The sequence below is a fragment of the Enterococcus sp. DIV0294 genome (genome assembly GCF_050558155.1).
Classification (GTDB): domain Bacteria; phylum Bacillota; class Bacilli; order Lactobacillales; family Enterococcaceae; genus Enterococcus; species Enterococcus faecalis.
Window position 1 is genome coordinate 573076 of the sequence record NZ_CP187889.1, and the last position, 17929, is coordinate 591004.

At 38.0% G+C, this 17929-nt stretch carries 15 protein-coding genes, 1 riboswitch and 1 other annotated feature (1 of these 17 cut by a window edge); of the genes, 9 read left to right on the forward strand and 6 right to left on the reverse strand.

Annotation, left to right across the window (positions count from 1 at the left end; all coding sequences use genetic code 11):
* Positions 1 to 61: 61 nt before the first annotated feature.
* A riboswitch (SMK box riboswitch) is annotated at positions 62 to 157 on the forward strand.
* From metK to IGJ20_RS02845, 3 genes are all read left to right on the forward strand, one after another.
* Entirely contained in the window at positions 155 to 1339 is a 1185-nt protein-coding gene (metK, locus tag IGJ20_RS02835; protein ID WP_002355656.1) for a methionine adenosyltransferase, read from the forward strand. (Overlaps the previous riboswitch by 3 nt.)
* 170 nt (positions 1340 to 1509) lie before the next feature.
* Positions 1510 to 2976: an MDR family MFS transporter gene (locus IGJ20_RS02840; RefSeq protein ID WP_002364774.1), complete on the forward strand. Its 1467-nt coding sequence runs from the start codon at positions 1510 to 1512 to the stop codon at positions 2974 to 2976.
* Positions 2977 to 3014: 38 nt separating this feature from the next.
* The gene (locus IGJ20_RS02845; RefSeq protein ID WP_002355660.1) at positions 3015 to 3806 is read left to right on the forward strand and encodes an alpha/beta hydrolase; all 792 of its coding nucleotides are present in this window, start codon (positions 3015 to 3017) and stop codon (positions 3804 to 3806) included.
* A 76-nt stretch (positions 3807 to 3882) separates the two neighbouring features.
* On the opposite strand, the gene IGJ20_RS02850 is transcribed toward IGJ20_RS02845, so the two are convergent.
* On the reverse strand, positions 3883 to 4545 hold the full coding sequence (locus tag IGJ20_RS02850; RefSeq protein ID WP_014862122.1) for a TetR/AcrR family transcriptional regulator: 663 nt from the start codon (positions 4543 to 4545) through the stop codon (positions 3883 to 3885).
* 253 nt (positions 4546 to 4798) lie between these two features.
* On the opposite strand from IGJ20_RS02850, the gene erfC reads away from it, so the two are divergent.
* The 5 genes from erfC (at position 4799) to IGJ20_RS02875 (ending at position 11209) form a co-directional block, all read left to right on the forward strand.
* Complete coding sequence (gene erfC / locus IGJ20_RS02855) at positions 4799 to 6514, forward strand: multidrug ABC transporter ATP-binding protein/permease ErfC (RefSeq protein WP_002355662.1); 1716 nt, start codon at positions 4799 to 4801, stop codon at positions 6512 to 6514.
* Positions 6514 to 8283, forward strand: coding sequence for a multidrug ABC transporter ATP-binding protein/permease ErfD (gene erfD, locus IGJ20_RS02860; protein WP_002378051.1), 1770 nt, complete (start codon positions 6514 to 6516; stop codon positions 8281 to 8283). The genes erfC and erfD overlap by 1 nt, the downstream gene beginning before the upstream one ends.
* Positions 8284 to 8712: 429 nt before the next feature.
* A complete protein-coding gene (locus IGJ20_RS02865; RefSeq protein ID WP_014862123.1) occupies positions 8713 to 9318 on the forward strand; it encodes a TetR/AcrR family transcriptional regulator in 606 nt (201 codons plus the stop codon).
* A 138-nt stretch (positions 9319 to 9456) separates the two neighbouring features.
* The gene (locus tag IGJ20_RS02870) at positions 9457 to 10536 is read left to right on the forward strand and encodes an ABC transporter permease (protein WP_014862124.1); all 1080 of its coding nucleotides are present in this window, start codon (positions 9457 to 9459) and stop codon (positions 10534 to 10536) included.
* Between the two features lie 4 nt (positions 10537 to 10540).
* Positions 10541 to 11209 (forward strand): ABC transporter ATP-binding protein, encoded by a 669-nt coding sequence (locus IGJ20_RS02875; RefSeq protein WP_002363221.1) that lies wholly within the window; start codon positions 10541 to 10543, stop codon positions 11207 to 11209.
* A 57-nt stretch (positions 11210 to 11266) separates the two neighbouring features.
* Here IGJ20_RS02875 and IGJ20_RS02880 read toward each other — a convergent pair whose 3' ends face one another.
* From IGJ20_RS02880 to IGJ20_RS02900, 5 genes are all read right to left on the reverse strand, one after another.
* Positions 11267 to 11830, reverse strand: a complete 564-nt coding sequence (locus IGJ20_RS02880; protein ID WP_002355667.1) for a class I SAM-dependent methyltransferase — start codon at positions 11828 to 11830, stop codon at positions 11267 to 11269.
* Positions 11830 to 12798: a TIGR01212 family radical SAM protein gene (locus tag IGJ20_RS02885; protein ID WP_002355668.1), complete on the reverse strand. Its 969-nt coding sequence runs from the start codon at positions 12796 to 12798 to the stop codon at positions 11830 to 11832. The genes IGJ20_RS02880 and IGJ20_RS02885 overlap by 1 nt, the downstream gene beginning before the upstream one ends.
* Before the next feature lie 15 nt (positions 12799 to 12813).
* On the reverse strand, positions 12814 to 13464 hold the full coding sequence (locus tag IGJ20_RS02890) for a phosphatase PAP2 family protein (RefSeq protein ID WP_002355669.1): 651 nt from the start codon (positions 13462 to 13464) through the stop codon (positions 12814 to 12816).
* A gap of 168 nt (positions 13465 to 13632) precedes the next feature.
* Positions 13633 to 14658 (reverse strand): DUF4097 family beta strand repeat-containing protein, encoded by a 1026-nt coding sequence (locus IGJ20_RS02895; RefSeq protein ID WP_014862125.1) that lies wholly within the window; start codon positions 14656 to 14658, stop codon positions 13633 to 13635.
* Complete coding sequence (locus IGJ20_RS02900) at positions 14658 to 15317, reverse strand: DUF1700 domain-containing protein (protein ID WP_002381265.1); 660 nt, start codon at positions 15315 to 15317, stop codon at positions 14658 to 14660. Before IGJ20_RS02900 ends, IGJ20_RS02895 begins: the two co-directional genes overlap by 1 nt.
* 316 nt (positions 15318 to 15633) lie before the next feature.
* On the opposite strand from IGJ20_RS02900, the gene IGJ20_RS02905 reads away from it, so the two are divergent.
* A complete protein-coding gene (locus IGJ20_RS02905; RefSeq protein ID WP_014862126.1) occupies positions 15634 to 17847 on the forward strand; it encodes an autolysin in 2214 nt (737 codons plus the stop codon).
* Between the two features lie 50 nt (positions 17848 to 17897).
* Positions 17898 to 17929: a binding site (T-box leader), on the forward strand; it runs 201 nt beyond the window's last position.

Genomic DNA, 17929 nt, shown 5'->3' on the forward strand with positions numbered 1-17929 from the left:
TAGGTAATTTAATGATTTTCTTGAAAACCTAAGCTTTTTTTTTAGATATCTGGTATACTGTTTTTGTTACAAGTTCCCGAAAGGATTTAGCAAGTAATTGTCGTTACTTACTAAAGATGCCTTGTAACCGAAACTATTTAGGGGGAATAACATTATGACAGAAAGACATTTATTTACATCAGAATCCGTTTCAGAAGGACATCCAGATAAGGTAGCTGACCAAGTCAGTGATGCAATTTTAGATGCGATTTTGGAGAAAGATCCGATGGCCCGCGTGGCATGTGAAACATCCGTAACAACTGGTTTAGTCCTAGTATTTGGAGAAATTTCTACAACAGCTTATGTAGATATCCAAAAAATTGTTCGTCAAACTGTGAAAGATATTGGTTATACACGAGCAAAATATGGATTTGATGGAGAGACTGTCGCAGTTCTTGTAGCAATCGATGAGCAATCACCTGATATCGCTCAAGGGGTTGACGCAGCCTTAGAAGTGCGTGATCAAGATGAAAAAGACGATATTGGCGCTGGTGACCAAGGCTTAATGTTTGGTTTTGCCGTTGACGAAACACCGGAATTAATGCCATTACCGATCGCGTTAAGTCATCGTTTGGTTCGCCGTTTAGCAGAATTGCGGAAGGAAAAAGTCTTACCTTACTTACGTCCTGATGCAAAATCTCAAGTAACAGTGGAATATGATGATCAAGGTCAACCACAACGTGTGGATACGATTGTCATCAGTACACAACATGATGATGAAACAACCTTAGAACAAATCGAAAAAGACATTAAAGAACAAGTAATCAATGAGGTGATTCCTCATGAACTTTTAGATGATGAAACAAAATACTTTATCAACCCAACTGGTCGCTTTGTAATCGGTGGCCCTCAAGGAGATGCCGGCTTAACTGGTCGTAAAATTATCGTTGATACTTATGGCGGTTATGCTCGTCATGGCGGCGGTGCTTTTTCTGGAAAAGATGCAACCAAAGTTGACCGCTCTGCTAGTTATGCTGCGCGTTATATCGCGAAAAACATTGTTGCTGCTGGTTTGGCGAAAAAAGTAGAAGTCCAATTAGCTTATGCAATTGGTGTGGCGCAACCAGTGTCTATTTCTATTAATACGTTTGGTACGAGTGATCTTCCAGAAAGTAAATTAATCGAAGCAGTTCGTAAAAACTTTGATTTACGTCCAGCAGGTATTATTGAAATGCTAGATTTACGTCGCCCAATTTATAAACAAACTGCGGCTTATGGTCATTTTGGTCGAACAGATATTGATTTACCTTGGGAACAAACAGATAAAGTTGAAGCGTTAAAAGCTAGTTTAGCTGAATAATTAAATAAAAAAAACAAGAAGTCAGCCAAGTATTGGCTGACTTCTTGTTTTTTTTTGCAATAATTTTTTTATGAAAAAGCATTTTTTTAAGACATTTTGTTCTTTTTTGTATAGAATAGCTATGGAGCAATTTAGAAAATTGACAATTGAATAGAAAAGGATGTGAACAAATGGCAAAAGAAACAAATGTTAAGTTAGTCACGGTGAGTGTTTTTGTGGCAACATTTATGACAGCCATTGAAGGGACCATTGTGTCTACTGCGATGCCAACGATTGTCGGCTCGTTACATGGCATGGAAATTATGAACTGGGTATTTTCAATTTATTTATTAACGAATGCGATGTTAACACCGATTTATGGGAAACTTGCGGATAAAATTGGTCGTAAACCTGTCTTCATGATTGGCATTATCATTTTTATTTTGGGCTCCTCGTTGTGTGGCTTTGCTCAAGATATGTTGACCTTAATTATTGCCCGCGCAATTCAAGGTGTGGGGGCAGGCGCAATTTTACCAGTTGCGTTAACGATTATTGCCGATATGTATTCATTGGACAAGCGAGCGAAAATTTTAGGTTTAAACAGTGCCGCCTGGGGAATTGCTAGTATTTTTGGTCCGTTAGCAGGTGGTTTTATTGTAGATACAGTCGGTTGGCATTGGATTTTCTTCATTAATGTTCCTATTGGACTTGTTTTATTGGGCTTGATTAGTATTTTCTTAGTTGAACCAAAGCGGGAACGGACCAAGATGCCAATGGATATTTTGGGCAGCGTTACTTTGATGGCAGTGCTGCTAACGTTATTGCTAGGTTTTCAAATGATTAGCGATAATGGTTTTACATTAGTAACATTTGGTTGTTTGAGTTTGAGTGTGCTCTTTTTTGTAGCATTTGTGATGATAGAAAAACGCGCGCAAGACCCAGTGATTGATTTGCATTTATTTAATCAACCAACGTTTGTTTTAGTAAATCTTATTGCAGCGCTTATTAGCGGTTTCTTAATGGGGATTGATGTCTACATTCCGATGTGGATGCAAGGTGTCTTAGGAAAAAGTGCAGGAATTGGTGGCTTAGTTTTAGCGCCTATGTCGTTACTTTGGATGGCTGGATCATTTATAGCAAGTAGCTTTATGGAAAAATATGCTATGAAAAAAGTCTTAACGATTGGGTTATCGATTCTATTAGTCGGGGCCATCTTTTTAGTGGTAATGCCAATGGCCGTTCCGTTTTGGCTTTTCTTTGTAGTGTCTTCTGTCTTAGGAGTTGGTTTTGGGATTACTATCACAACGACTACGGTGACAGCACAAAGTACAGTGGAGCCTGAAAAAATGGGGGTTGCAACATCGTTTAATACGTTGGTGCGTACAATTGGGCAGACTGTGATGGTGTCAATTTTTGGTGTGATTTTAAATGCAGGAATGTTTGCGAAATTGGAAGCGAGCGCGTTAAACGTCGATGCAGATGTCATGAATCAATTAGTGAATCCACATACTGCAAATTTAATTCCAGCTGCATTGTTAAAACCATTACGCGGTATCCTCTATGCAGGTCTGCATAATGTTTACTTAGTCGGTGCGGGCTTAGTTGTTGTCGCTCTTTTGTTAAATATTTTCGCAAAAGCGCAACGAGCGAAGGTTTAGTGGTACACTAATAGAAAGAGTATTGGAGGGAAAAGTAGATGGCCTTTTTACAAGCAAATATTTATTCAAATGTATTGGAAATGGAAGTGAATGTGAACGTAATTTTACCACAAGAAACGGTAAAAAAAGTGGGCACAAGTACCCAAGCAGCATTGACAGATATTCCCGTGTTGTATTTATTACATGGGATGGGAGGAAATCACAGCGTCTGGGCTCGCAGAACCTCTATTGAGCGGTATGTCGCTGATTTGGGGATTGCTGTCATTATGCCGTCCACGGATTTAGCTTGGTATACGGACACACAATACGATATGAACTATTGGACGTTTATCTCAGAAGAATTACCGAAAATTTGTCATCAACTCTTTCCACAGTTAAGTACAAAACGAGAAAAAACCTTTGCCGCTGGTTTGTCAATGGGTGGTTATGGTGCCTTGAAATTAGGATTAGCGAAACCAGAATCTTTTGCAGCCGTTGCTTCTTTGTCTGGGGCAGTCAGTTTATCATCCACTAGTTTTGGGGAATTATTAAAAGTCCGTAAGCGAAGCTATTGGGAAGGTATTTTTGGCCCGTTAGATCAAATTGAAGGTTCCATTCACGATCCGCTGTATTTATTACAACAATTAGTAGAAAGCCAAACAGAAATGCCCCAATTTTACCTTTGTTGTGGGGAGCAAGATATGTTACTTTCTGCTAATCAACAGATGGCTCAAGCGTTGGAACAGGCACAGGCAAGTTACACTTTTGAAACTGGACCAGGAGAACATGACTGGGTGTTCTGGGATGAATGGATTCAAAAAGCCTTGGCTTGGCTACCAATACCAAAATAGAGAAAGTAGTTTTCGCTATTTATTTTAAAAGTTAACCCTTGGTCCGTTACTTCGATTGACGGACCAAGGGCTTTTTTTATTTAGATGAAGAGGTGTTGTCTGCTTGCAACCCATCTAAGTAGGTTTTAACGGCTTGAATAAAGGCGGATTTTTGGTGAATGGAGCGCCGAAATTGAATGCTTTCTTCCATATATGTTAACCCATTGTCGGAGACATATTGTTTCATGTGCAGCACTTGTTCTTTTAAATAGTCATCTCCGTTCAACACTTGCGAAACGAGCTGTTTTTCCTCCGTTGCGTCCATAATCATCCCAAATAAAAGATGTTGTAAAGACGTTACTGCTAAATGAGTCATTTCTGGTGAAAAACCTGCTTTTCTTAAAATGCCCATCATTTGATTTAAATGGCATAATCGTTGGGGATAGGCAGGGACGGTTTGGATTTCGATAGCTACGGCACAGGGAAATTGTTGATAGAGATCATAATAGTTTTCCATGAAGGCCAGTAAGTCAGAATACCATTCACCACATAATTCAGGTTCTTGAAAGTGCTCTTCAATCGCTTCAGCCATACTTTGAAGTAAGGCTTGCTTATTTTTAAAATACCAATAAATTGCGGGCGCCTGTACACCAAGCTGTTTGGCGACTTTACGCATAGAAAGTTGTTCTAAAGTGGGACTTTTTTCTAACAAAGAAAATGCGGCTGCAATAATCGTGTCTTTTGATAATTTCGGTTCCATGATTTTAGCTCCTATTAAACGTTATCTTCGTAAGTTTATCAAAAAGAAGGTACACTTTATGATAGGAAAAACTTGTGAAAAATTAACTTGTTCGCTTGTATTTTACCACTAAAAATGGTAAATTATGAATCGGCCTTATTTTACAGTGTTAAATTGGTGAAGTCAATGAGCAAATTGATTTTTTTGTAATGGGGAAGAATTCGCAGACCAACACTGAAGAAGCAGGGAACTATTTTAAGAAAGTAGGGATAAGATGGACCTTATTATTCAACACGCCAAAAAATACAAAGGCTCGGTAGTTATTGCCTTGTTGGCGGTGATCGTAATGGTTGTCTCAGCACTTTGGCAACCAAAATTGTTACAACAAGTGTTGGAAGCAATTATGAATGACGATAGCGACAAAATGAAAAACTTAGGGATTCAATTAATTGCCATTGCAGGATTAGGACTCGTTGCAGGGGTTATTAATACAATTTTTTCTGCCAAAGTTGCCCAAGGTGTCAGTGCTGACATTCGTGAAGCAACTTTCCGCAAAATCCAAACCTTTTCATTTGGCAATATCGAAAAATTTTCAGCAGGTAACTTAGTTGTTCGTTTAACAAATGACGTTACTCAAATTCAAAATGTCATTATGATTGCGTTGCAGACACTTTTTAGAATTCCTTTTTTATTTATCGGGAGTTTTATTTTAGCGATGCTAACCTTGCCACAACTATGGTGGGTGATTGTTGCACTTGTCATCGCAGTTATTTTGATTTCTATGCTGTCCTTTTCGCAAATGGGCAAGCATTTCATGATTATTCAAAACTTGATTGATAAGATTAATGGTATCGCAAAAGAAAATTTGTTAGGCATTCGTGTCGTCAAATCATTTGTTCAAGAAAAAAATCAATTGTCACGTTTTACAAAAGTGAGTGAAGAATTAACCACCCATAACTTAATCGTAGGTAGCTTATTTGCTGTGATGATTCCAGCGTTTATGTTGGTGGCGAACTTAGCCGTTGTAGGCTCGATTTTCTTTGTGAGTAACTTAGTCAAGGACGATCCAACTTTAATCGGTGGTGTCGCTTCCTTTATGAACTATTTAATGCAAATCATGATGGCGATTATTATCGGCGGAATGATGATGATGATGACTTCTCGTGCCGCTGTTTCCATTAAGCGGATTAAAGAAGTGATGGAAACAGAACCAGATGTTACCTACAAAAAAGTCCCAGAACAAGAGTTAATTGGTAGTGTTGAGTTTGATCACGTATCTTTCCGTTATCCTGGGGATGAAGAAGATACCTTGAAAGACATCTCTTTCTCTATTCAGCCAGGTGAAATGATTGGGATTGTGGGCGCAACTGGCGCTGGTAAATCTACATTGGCACAATTAATTCCACGTTTGTTTGATCCAACAGAAGGAAAGATTGAAGTTGGTGGTGTCGATTTACGAGAAGTGAACGAACACAGTCTACGAAAAACAGTTTCCTTTGTGTTGCAAAAAGCAATCCTGTTCTCTGGAACGATTGCGCAAAATCTACGCCATGGTAAACGTGACGCTTCTGAAGCAGACATGGAACGGGCTTCAGGCATCGCCCAAGCCAAGGAATTTATTGAAAAATTAGCAGAAGGTTATGATGCACCCGTCGAAGAACGAAGTAATAACTTTTCTGGTGGACAAAAACAACGGTTATCAATTACAAGAGGTGTGATTGGTGAGCCTAAAATTTTGATTTTAGATGATAGCACCAGCGCGTTGGATGCTCGTTCGGAGCGGTTAGTCCGAGAAGCGTTGGATAAAGAGTTAAAAGAGACTACCACGATCGTTATTGCCCAAAAAATTTCTTCTGTTGTCCATGCAGATCGTATTTTAGTATTGGATAATGGACGTTTAGTCGGGGAAGGCACGCATGAAGAATTAGCAGCTACGAACCCCGTGTATCAAGAAATTTACGAAACTCAAAAAGGAAAGGAGGAAGCTTAATGACTGATTTAATAAAAGCTAGTAAATTTTTCTATCATTATTTAAAACGTTACAAAGTTTCTTTCCTCTTTATTTTCTTAGCAATTTTCGCAGCGACTTATTTACAAGTCAAAGCGCCGCAATTCGTTGGGGAAGCTATTCAGGAATTAGCGAAATATGCGGTTAATGTGATGCAAGGAAAAGACGATAAAAGTGCGTTCGTTTCTGTCATTTGGAAACTACTCATTTTTTATGTCTTAACTAGTGCCGCTAGTTTCATTTACAGTATTCTCTTTACACAAGTTGTGGGGAAATCGACAAACCGCATGCGGATTGGTTTGTTTAACAAATTAGAAAAATTGACGATTCGTTTCTTTGATTCTCATCAAGATGGTGAAATTTTAAGTCGTTTTACTAGTGATTTAGACAACATCCAAAACAGTTTAAACCAAGCGTTGCTACAAGTATTAACCAATATTGCCTTATTGGTTGGTGTCTTAATCATGATGTTCCGTCAAAATGTGGAACTGGCATGGGCCACAATTGCTTCTACGCCGATTGCGATTTTAATTGCGGTCTTTGTGATTAGCAAGGCGCGCAAATATGTCGATTTACAACAAGATGAAGTGGGTAAATTAAATGGCTATATGGATGAAAAAATTAGTGGGCAACGTGTGATTATCACTAATGGCTTACAAGAAGAAACCATTGACGGCTTTTTAGAGCAAAATGAAAAAGTTCGTGCAGCTACGTATAAAGGTCAAGTGTATTCAGGATTACTTTTCCCAATGATGCAAGGAATGTCATTAGTCAATACGGCAATTGTTATTTTCTTTGGTGGTTGGTTAGCAATCAATGGTTCTGTTGATCGTGCCGCTGCGCTAGGTTTAGTCGTTATGTTTGTCCAATATTCCCAACAATATTATCAACCATTGATGCAAATTTCTTCAGGTTATAGCATGATTCAATTAGCTGTTACAGGCGCTCGTCGTTTAAATGAGATGTTTGATGAACCAAATGAAATTCGTCCCGAAAATGGCGAAAAATTAGAAGAGATTAACAAAGCTGTGGCTTTAAATCATGTTGTTTTTGGCTATAATCCAGAAACGCCTGTGTTGAAAGATGTTTCTATTCATGTGGATAAAGGTGAAATGGTCGCTTTAGTCGGACCGACAGGCTCAGGAAAAACAACGATTATGAATTTAATGAATCGCTTTTATGATGTGAATGAAGGCGCCGTGACGTTTGATGGTGTGGACATTCGTGAAATGGATTTAGATAGCTTGCGTTCACATGTAGGCATTGTTTTGCAAGAGTCCGTTCTATTTTCAGGAACAATTCGTGAGAATATTGCTTTTGGTAAGCCAGAGGCCACGGATGAAGAAATTGTTCAAGCAGCGAAACAAGCGAATATCCATGAATTTATTGTAAATCTTGAGCAAGGCTACGATACTGAGATTACGGAAGAGAATAACCTTTTCAGTACGGGGCAAAAGCAACTAGTAAGTATTGCACGAACGATTATTACCAATCCAGAATTATTAATTTTGGATGAAGCAACAAGTAATGTTGATACAGTAACAGAAGCTAAAATCCAAAAAGCGATGGACGAAGCAATTAAAGGGCGCACCAGTTTTGTGATTGCCCATCGTTTGAAAACGATTCTAAATGCGGATCGGATTATTGTTTTACGAGACGGTGAAGTCATTGAAGAAGGCAACCACCATGAACTAGTTGAACAAGATGGATTCTATGCGGAACTTTATAAAAATCAATTTGTTTTTGAATAAGTCGAAAAAGAAGCAAAATGAGTCATTCTCATTTGCTTCTTTTTTTGCTATGCTAAATAGAAAAAGGAGAAATGTCAATGGAAAAAATAAGGAATGTACGGCAATTACGGCGCACGTTTTTGTTGCTAAATCCTTTATTTGTACTGAGTGTATTCAGAGAGAATCGATGGAATTCAGAGAGAATCGATGGACAAAATCGGCACTGCTTTTTTGGTTGTTGGCTAATAGTTTTTTTTATGGACTGCAGTAGTTGATTTATCTTGGGGGCGAAAAAGGCTGGCTGATACATCTGCAGCGGTGGTATTATTGCGCGGTTCTTCTCCAAATAGTAGGCACATTGATTGTATATTTTTCGTTTTTTGTATAAAGGTCTCTCGTTTCTTGCCGGAGAATATGCTAAAATAAAAAGCAGCAGGGGGCGAGAAAACCATGGAAAAGCCAAATAAACGCAAAGCTGATTTAGAACGTACACGGCAAATTATTTTGTCTGTCGCTTCTGAATTATTCATGACAAAGGGGTTCAAAAATACCTCCACTCGTGAAATTGCTTTAAAAGCGAACATTACCCAACCGAATCTCTATCACCATTTTAAAAATAAAAAAGAACTGTATTTAGCTGTGATTGAAGAATTAACGTCCCGTGTTCAGGAAGAATTAGTTCCAATTGTTTCTGGAAATGCATCAGTAGAAGAAAAACTTTATCAATTAATCAAAGTTTTGTTAGATGAACATCCGACTAATCTTTTCTTAATGTTGAACGACATGTTTCAAGAAATGGGCCCTGATTACAATCGTACGCTGTATCAAATTTTCAAAAAAACCTATATCAATAATATTGCGGCTATTTTTGAAAGTGAACCTGAAACCAATTGCTTACAAGAGGGCATCAGTGTAGATGATGCAACTCGGTTTATTTTATATAACGTTAGTGCATTATTAAGTATTGAAAAAACGTACCAGCGAAAAACAGTGGATGACGATGTCAAAAAATTCATTCAATTTATGCTATATGGCGTTCTGAAAAGTCACAAATAAAAAATAGAGAAGCCCTGTTGAAAAACAGACTTCTCTATTTTTTTGTAAAATTCACTTATCAATCGATAAATAATTATTGATTTATCGATTGATAAGTGATATAGTTTGTTTCGAAAAGAAGAAAGAGGTGAACCATTCATGTTTTTAGGATTTAATGAAATGAAGTATTCAAAAGGACGGTACGTCCTTGTAGTCTTAGTAATGGTCTTGATTGCTTGGTTAATTTTTATTTTGTCAGGTTTAGCGAACGGTTTAGCTCAAGGAAATCGTTTAGCCGTAGATCAATGGCAAGCGAATCAAGTGGTTTTATCAAAAGAGGCCAATAGTAATTTAAATGTATCAGTGTTAGATGAAAACGTGAAAGAAACGATTTCAGGAGGCAGAATTGCACCGATTGGTCAACAATCTTTAGCCATCCGCCCAGCAGATGACAAAAAGGCTGAATTAACGAATGTTAGCTTATTTGGAATTGAAAAAGAAAGTTTTTTAATGCCAAAAGTGATTGAAGGAAACGCATTTACTGATAAAAATCAAGTGATTGCTTCAGAAACATTGAAAAATCAAGGATTTAAAATTGGCGACAAATTAACTGCAGGGAAATATGATGAGCAATTAGAAATTGTCGGCTTTATTTCTAAAAGTAGCTATAACATTGTGCCAGTTATTTACACTTCTCTGGATACTTGGCGGTCAATTAAATATGGTGACAATCCAGCAATGGCCAAAATGGTTAATGGTTTCATTGTTCGCAGCAAGGACAACGCGGAAGTTAAAACGACTAATAAAGACAGCCAAGTTCTTTCAATTTCAGATTTTATTGAAAAACTACCAGGATACAGCGCTCAAAACTTGACCTTGGATGGCATGATTTATTTCTTGATTGTGATTGCAGCGTTCATTATCGGTATTTTTATCTTTGTGATGACTTTACAGAAAACAGCAATGTTCGGTGTCTTAAAAGTTCAAGGGGTGCCGACTAGTTTCTTAGCAAAGGCAGTCATGCTACAAACCGCTTTATTGGCTGTTCTAGGAGTGGCGATTGGTCTTGCTTTAACGGGAATTACCGTGCTCTTTTTACCAGAAGCGATGCCTTATGCAACTAATGGACCACGCATGATTTTGTTTAGTGTACTATTGATTTTATCTGCATTAATTGGCGGGGCATTTTCAATTCGAACGATTGCTAAAATTGATCCGTTAATCGCGATTGGAGGTTAGAGACATGGCAAATGTTTTAGAAATGAAAAATATTTATAAAAAATATGGTGAAAAACATACAGAAGTGATCGCGTTAAAAGAATTATCTTTTGCGGTTCAACCAGGTGAATTTGTCGCAGTAATTGGTCCTTCTGGTTCTGGTAAAAGTACCTTTTTAACGATTGCAGCTGGTTTACAGGCACCGACAAGTGGTGAAGTCATTGTTGGCGGGCAATCACTAAATAAGTTAACGAAAAAACAACGTTTGGCGCAACGTTTTCAAAAAATCGGCTTTATTTTACAAAGCTCTAATTTGGTGCCATTTTTAACAGTGGAAGATCAATTTCACTTAATTGAAAAAGTTGATAAGTCACGTAAAAATAGTGAATTAAAAGAGCAATTGTTAGAGACGTTGGGTTTAAAAGAATTACGAAATAGTTATCCTCGTGATCTCTCTGGTGGGGAAAGACAACGGGTAGCCATTGCGTGTGCATTGTATCATGAGCCAGACGTAATTTTGGCAGATGAACCAACGGCTAGTTTAGATACAGAAAAGGCATTTGATGTTGTCCAATTACTAGCGAAAGAGGCCAAAGAGAAAGATAAAGGGATTATCATGGTGACACATGATGAGCGTTTGTTGAAATACTGTGATCGAGTGGTTCGTATTCGTGATGGTGAATTGACAGAGTAAGAAAACAAATAAAAGAGAACATGATCGGATTGCTGGAGACAATCCGACCATGTTCTCTTATTTCTTTTCAATACAGAAAAGAACAGGTGGCTGATTTTTTTGATTGATAAACTCATAACGTAAGACACTATAAACATCTTGTGGTAAGGCTTGCGTGTAATTCGTGACCAAATCAAGTTCCTCTGAACCACCTTCGTGGCCATAATAAACGACTAAAATAATGCGACTTCCTTTTACCAAATGAGGCAGTAACCCATCTAACGCCTGTTTAGTCGTAGCGGGTTTTGTAATAATTTCCTTATTACTTTTAGGTAAATAGCCTAAGTTAAAAATAGCGGCAGTGATTTCTGTTTCTTCATCTAGGACAGCATGAAGATGTTCATGTCCTAATGGAAATAACGTAGTTTGTGGGAGTAAATTAAGTTCTGTTAACTTTTGTTCTGTATTGATCAACGCTTCTTTTTGGATATCAAAGGCGAAAACTTCACCAGAAGGGCCAACCAGCTCTGCTAAGAATGCTGTATCATGACCATTTCCCATTGTTGCATCAATGACGAAGTCGCCAGGTTCCACCACTTCTTTTAAAAGTTGGTGACTAAAATGTAGGGCTGTTTGTAGCATTAATTGAAAACTTCCTTTCCTGAAATGACAGTATATTTTCCTTGATAACTGTTGCGGCGTTTCATTTCCGCATCAATCGCATTGAGAACTTCCCATTTTTTCAAGCTCCACATCGGTCCGATAATTGTTTCAAAGGGAGCATCGCCTGTCAAGCGATGAATAACAATTTCGGGTGGAATCATTTCTAACTGATCACAAATCACTGAAACATAGGCTTCTTTGCTCATCAATTGTAAGCGTCCTTCATTATAATCCCGCATCATTTTGGTATTTGTCATTAAATGAAGTAAGTGCAGTTTAATCCCTTGGATATCTGAATCCTGAATAGTTCGCCGCACATTTTCGCGCATCATGGCAGGTGTTTCCCCAGGTAGCCCGTTAATTAAATGTGTACAGACCCGAATCCCGTGTTTCCGTAATTTAGCTACACCATCTAGATATGTTTGATAATCATGAGCACGATTAATGGCAGCGCTAGTTTCCTCAAACGTGGTTTGCAAACCCAACTCTACCCATAAATAAAAGCGTTCATTTAATTCGGCTAAATAGTTCACTACCTCATCAGGCAAACAATCAGGACGGGTACCAATGGATAAACCAACGACGCCTTTTTCATTGACTACTTGTTCAAACCGATGACGAATAACGTCAACTGGCGCATGTGTATTGGTGAAATTTTGGAAGTAAACAATGTATTGATCGACAGTTGGCCATTTTTGATGCATCAATTGGATTTCTTTTTGAAATTGAAGCGGCAGGGGATCGCTAGGTGCAACAATCATGTCGCCTGAGCCAGAAACACTACAGAACGTACAACCACCTTTGGCAACGGTCCCATCACGATTGGGGCAATCAAAGCCACCATCAATTGGCACTTTAAAAATTTTTTCACCAAACTGTTGACGAAGTGCATAGTTCCAAGTGTGATAGCGTTTATTTGGATCATCTGAATAAGGAAAAATTTGCATAATCAAGACTTCTTTCTAGCGTTGTTTGCTTTGAAATCGCCAAACAAAGCGTTTTTCTAAATAAATAGGGTAACTTAATAACAACCAAGCTAAACCAAGACAAAAACCACCTAAGATATCGCTAGGGAAATGAACACCTAAATAGATTCGACTAACCCCAATCATGAAAATCCCAATACCTAGTAAAATTTGCACACAAAGGCGGACCGTTTTATTTTTAATGAAAATTGGCAGAATCAATAAAATAGTGCCGTAGAACAAGGTACTTCCTACAGCATGTCCGCTAGGAAAACTATACGTATGTTCAGTTACTAAATGCTCCAAAGTAGGACGTTGGCGCATAAAGAATAATTTTAATAAAGAATTACCTACGCCAGCAATTAAGGCAGTATTAATAAAGAGCCATAATGCTTCAGCATAATATTTCCAAACAATAAACAGAGCAATGACAACGATTGCTAAGATGATAATCGTCAATGAATTGGCAAATTTGGTGTACCAAATAAAAAAGTTATTTAGCTGTGGAAAAGGACGACGAACAAAGGAAGTAATCGTTTGATCAAAGCCTTTGAGCCAGGTTGGATAAAAACGAACAACATAGCCTAAAAACATAAATACTAAAAGAAAACAACTACCTGCAAATTGATAATAAAGTTTGTTTTTCATAAAAAATCCTTTCAAAATTTAATCGCAACAATCCGTATTATACCATCAAAAGAGTAAAAAATTAAAAGATAATTTCATTGCCTGATTTGGAGGGGATACAGATATTAAAAAAGTTCTGGCACCACAATCTCTCATTGTGGTGCCAGAACTTTTTTAAATGGTGCATGGTTATTGATTATCATCATCAGGAGTATCAACGGTAATATCGCCGAATTCGCTAGAAAGGTTAAACTCTGTATCCGCACGACCATTCTTATAAGATGTTCGCTCTTTGTTTAAAAGTTGAACATCGCCTAATTTTGATTCACCTTTGATTGAAATGTTACGCAAAATTTCTCCAGAATTTACATAAATATCTCCATGGACAAGAGCGACAGTTAATTTTTTAGGCACAGCAGGCATGTCTAAAGAAAAATCACCATTTTCACTTGAAAAGTTAGCTTCTCCTTTGAAATCATAGACGCTAATATCGCCATCTGTCGTTGTTGCTTGGATGTTTCCACGAGCATTTTGCACTCGAATATCACCAGAAGTAGTCGTATTTTTGATTTCATCGAAATAGGCTGAATCCAACGTTATATCGCCGTCAGTGGTTTCAACTGTTGCTGTTTTAGCGGAAGTATCCGCTGAAAGGTAGATACCATCTGAAGAGTTAAGCGTCATTTTTTTGGCTTTAACACCCGATAGACTAACATAAGAATTTGGTAGATTAGTTGTTAATTCGTCTACGTTAAAAGCATTCAATGAAACTTGTGAATGGGTTGAGCCATCAATCACTAACTTTTTCACATTATTAGGAATCTGGACACTCACGTTCGGTGTGAGGTCATTAAAAATGCCAATATTAAAAAATGACAACTCGGGTTGGTTTTGTGTACGAGTGGTATTGATGGTTGCTGTTATTTTATTTTTTTCTTCTTTGACATCTAAGGTGCCTTCAGCTTTTGAATAAAAGGCATTATTCGGTGATCGTAACCCCATTTTGTTACTATCAGTTTTATAAATGGTATACGGGCCTTTGCCTTTTAAGGATAAGTGAAGTTCTTCGCCTGCTTGTTTATTTTTTAGTGTATAACTTTCTTTTAGCGGTGTGACTGATTTTTCCGCTTGCTTGTAATAATAGACGGCGCCAGATCCACCAATTAGCATCGCTAAGACAGCAATGGATAAGAGAATCCCTGTTGTTTTTTTCATTAGATATCACCTCGTAAAACAGCAATGTTCCATTGGAAATAACGCTTAAAGACATGTGCTGAAAATTTTAAAATTGGTAGAAACAGTAACCAACCAATGATTGATGCACCAAATAAAAAGAGACTCATAGATAATTGGAAAAAGGAAGCGGCATTTGCTTGGGTAATAACACTATAAATACCATAAATTGGTGAAAATAAAGTTGCAGCTCCGGCAATGCCACAACCGACGTACATTAAGGCAATCCCTAAAATAACCCAAAACATGAAGAAAAAATTTAAACAGAAAATACCAAGCACTTGGAAAAATCGGGTTAGCGGCCGATGCTGTGGTCGTTGATAGTATGGAGAATCATTATCATAGTAAAATTCAGATTCTTCTTCATAGGGATGATCATAAGCAGGTGTAGCCGCTGGAATTTCTTGCCAGCCATTATTTTCAATTTTTCGTTCCGTCAATTCAATGCCTTGTTCTTTTAAAATTTCTTCTGCGATAACCCGTGGTTTCCCCAATGATTTTGCCACTTGTTCTTCTGTTTCGCCTTCCGCAACACGAGCATCAAATAACGCCTTGTATTTCGCAAGAATAATAGCTTGATCTTTTGGATTTAATGCTTTTAAATAAATTTTCAGCTCAATAATAAAATGTTCTTTATTCATTCCGCTCCCTCTTTCTACACGATTCATTTCTCATCTTAAACTATAATTTCTTTTTGGGCGAATAACAAGAGAAATTAAAAAAATCAGACTAAGGTAAAGAAGCGTCTACAACTAAAGTCGCAGTTTTTTTCCGAGTGGTAACAAGAGAGTAAATCCGTGTTAAAAAACATTACTTCTTTACAATCTAGTTACAGTAATATGAAATTTTGTTGAAGTGTTTTTAATTCGCCAGAAAAAAAGGTATACTTGTTATAATAACAAAACTAAAAAATTACATTTACATATAAGTTAAAAAAGGAAAGTTGGGGACGTATCAATGAAGAAAGAATCAATGTCACGTATCGAAAGAAGGAAAGCACAACAAAGAAAGAAAACGCCAGTACAATGGAAGAAGAGCACTACTTTATTCAGCTCGGCGTTAATTGTTTCATCTGTAGGAACGCCCGTTGCGTTACTACCAGTGACTGCTGAGGCAACAGAAGAGCAGCCAACAAATGCGGAAGTTGCCCAAGTACCTACTACGGAAACTGGCTTAGTAGAGACACCAACAACAGAAACTACGCCAGGAACTACGGAACAACCGACAACGGATTCGTCAACAACGACTGAATCGACAACTGAATCATCAAAAGAAACACCAACAACACCAAGTACCGAGCAACCAACAGTTGATTCAACTACACCTGTGGAATCAGGAACGACTGATTCTTCAGTAGCAGAAATCACGCCAGTAGCTCCTTCAACAACCGAGTCTGAAGCAGCGCCTGCGGTTACACCCGATGATGAAGTAAAAGTACCAGAAGCTAGAGTAGCTTCTGCGCAAACTTTTTCAGCGTTATCACCGACGCAAAGTCCTTCAGAATTTATTGCCGAGTTAGCTCGTTGTGCACAACCTATTGCGCAAGCCAATGATTTATATGCATCAGTGATGATGGCTCAAGCAATCGTTGAAAGTGGTTGGGGGGCAAGTACGTTATCTAAGGCACCAAACTATAACTTATTTGGGATTAAAGGCAGCTACAATGGACAATCTGTCTATATGGATACATGGGAATATTTAAACGGCAAATGGTTAGTGAAAAAAGAACCTTTCCGTAAATATCCTTCTTATATGGAATCATTCCAAGATAATGCGCACGTGCTAAAAACAACTTCTTTCCAAGCGGGCGTTTACTATTATGCTGGGGCTTGGAAAAGCAATACAAGCTCGTACCGCGATGCAACTGCTTGGTTAACAGGTCGTTATGCGACAGATCCTAGCTACAATGCTAAATTAAATAATGTCATTACCGCATATAACTTAACTCAATATGATACACCATCTTCTGGTGGAAATACTGGGGGCGGAACAGTTAATCCAGGAACAGGCGGCTCTAACAATCAATCAGGAACGAACACGTACTATACTGTAAAATCAGGAGATACCTTGAATAAAATTGCCGCGCAATATGGTGTGAGCGTTGCTAATTTACGCTCATGGAACGGCATCTCTGGCGATTTAATTTTCGTTGGTCAAAAGCTCATCGTGAAAAAAGGTGCTTCAGGTAATACTGGTGGCTCAGGCAACGGTGGTTCTAACAATAATCAATCAGGAACGAACACGTACTATACTGTAAAATCAGGAGATACCTTGAATAAAATTGCCGCGCAATATGGTGTGAGCGTTGCTAATTTACGCTCATGGAACGGCATCTCTGGCGATTTAATTTTCGTTGGTCAAAAACTCATCGTGAAAAAAGGTACTTCAGGTAACACTGGTGGCTCAAACAACGGTGGCTCTAACAATAATCAATCAGGAACGAATACGTATTACACAATTAAATCAGGAGATACCTTGAACAAAATTGCCGCCCAATATGGCGTGAGTGTTGCTAATTTACGCTCATGGAACGGCATCTCTGGCGATTTAATCTTCGCTGGTCAAAAAATTATTGTGAAAAAAGGTACTTCAGGTAACACCGGTGGCTCAAGCAATGGTGGTTCTAACAATAATCAATCAGGAACGAATACGTACTACACGATTAAATCAGGCGATACCTTGAACAAAATTTCTGCACAATTCGGTGTTAGTGTGGCTAACTTACAAGCCTGGAATAACATCAGCGGTAGTTTGATTTTTGCTGGTCAAAAGATTATCGTGAAAAAAGGCGCCAACTCAGGTTCAACGAATACGAACAAGCCTACGAATAATGGTGGCGGTGCGACAACATCCTACACGATTAAATCAGGTGATACGCTGAATAAAATTTCTGCACAGTTTGGCGTGAGTGTTGCTAATCTACGTTCATGGAACGGGATCAAAGGCGATTTAATTTTTGCTGGTCAAACAATCATCGTGAAAAAAGGCGCTTCTGCAGGTGGCAATGCTTCTTCAACAAATAGTGCATCAGGCAAACGCCATACAGTTAAAAGCGGTGATTCACTTTGGGGCTTATCAATGCAATACGGAATCAGCATCCAAAAAATCAAACAATTAAATGGCTTAAGCGGGGATACAATTTATATTGGTCAAACTTTAAAAGTTGGTTAATTTAAGATTGAAAAAAATAGCTATCTTTGGTAACATGAGTCTTATAATAGAAAAAAACAATGAGAAGGAATAGTAGAAAGAA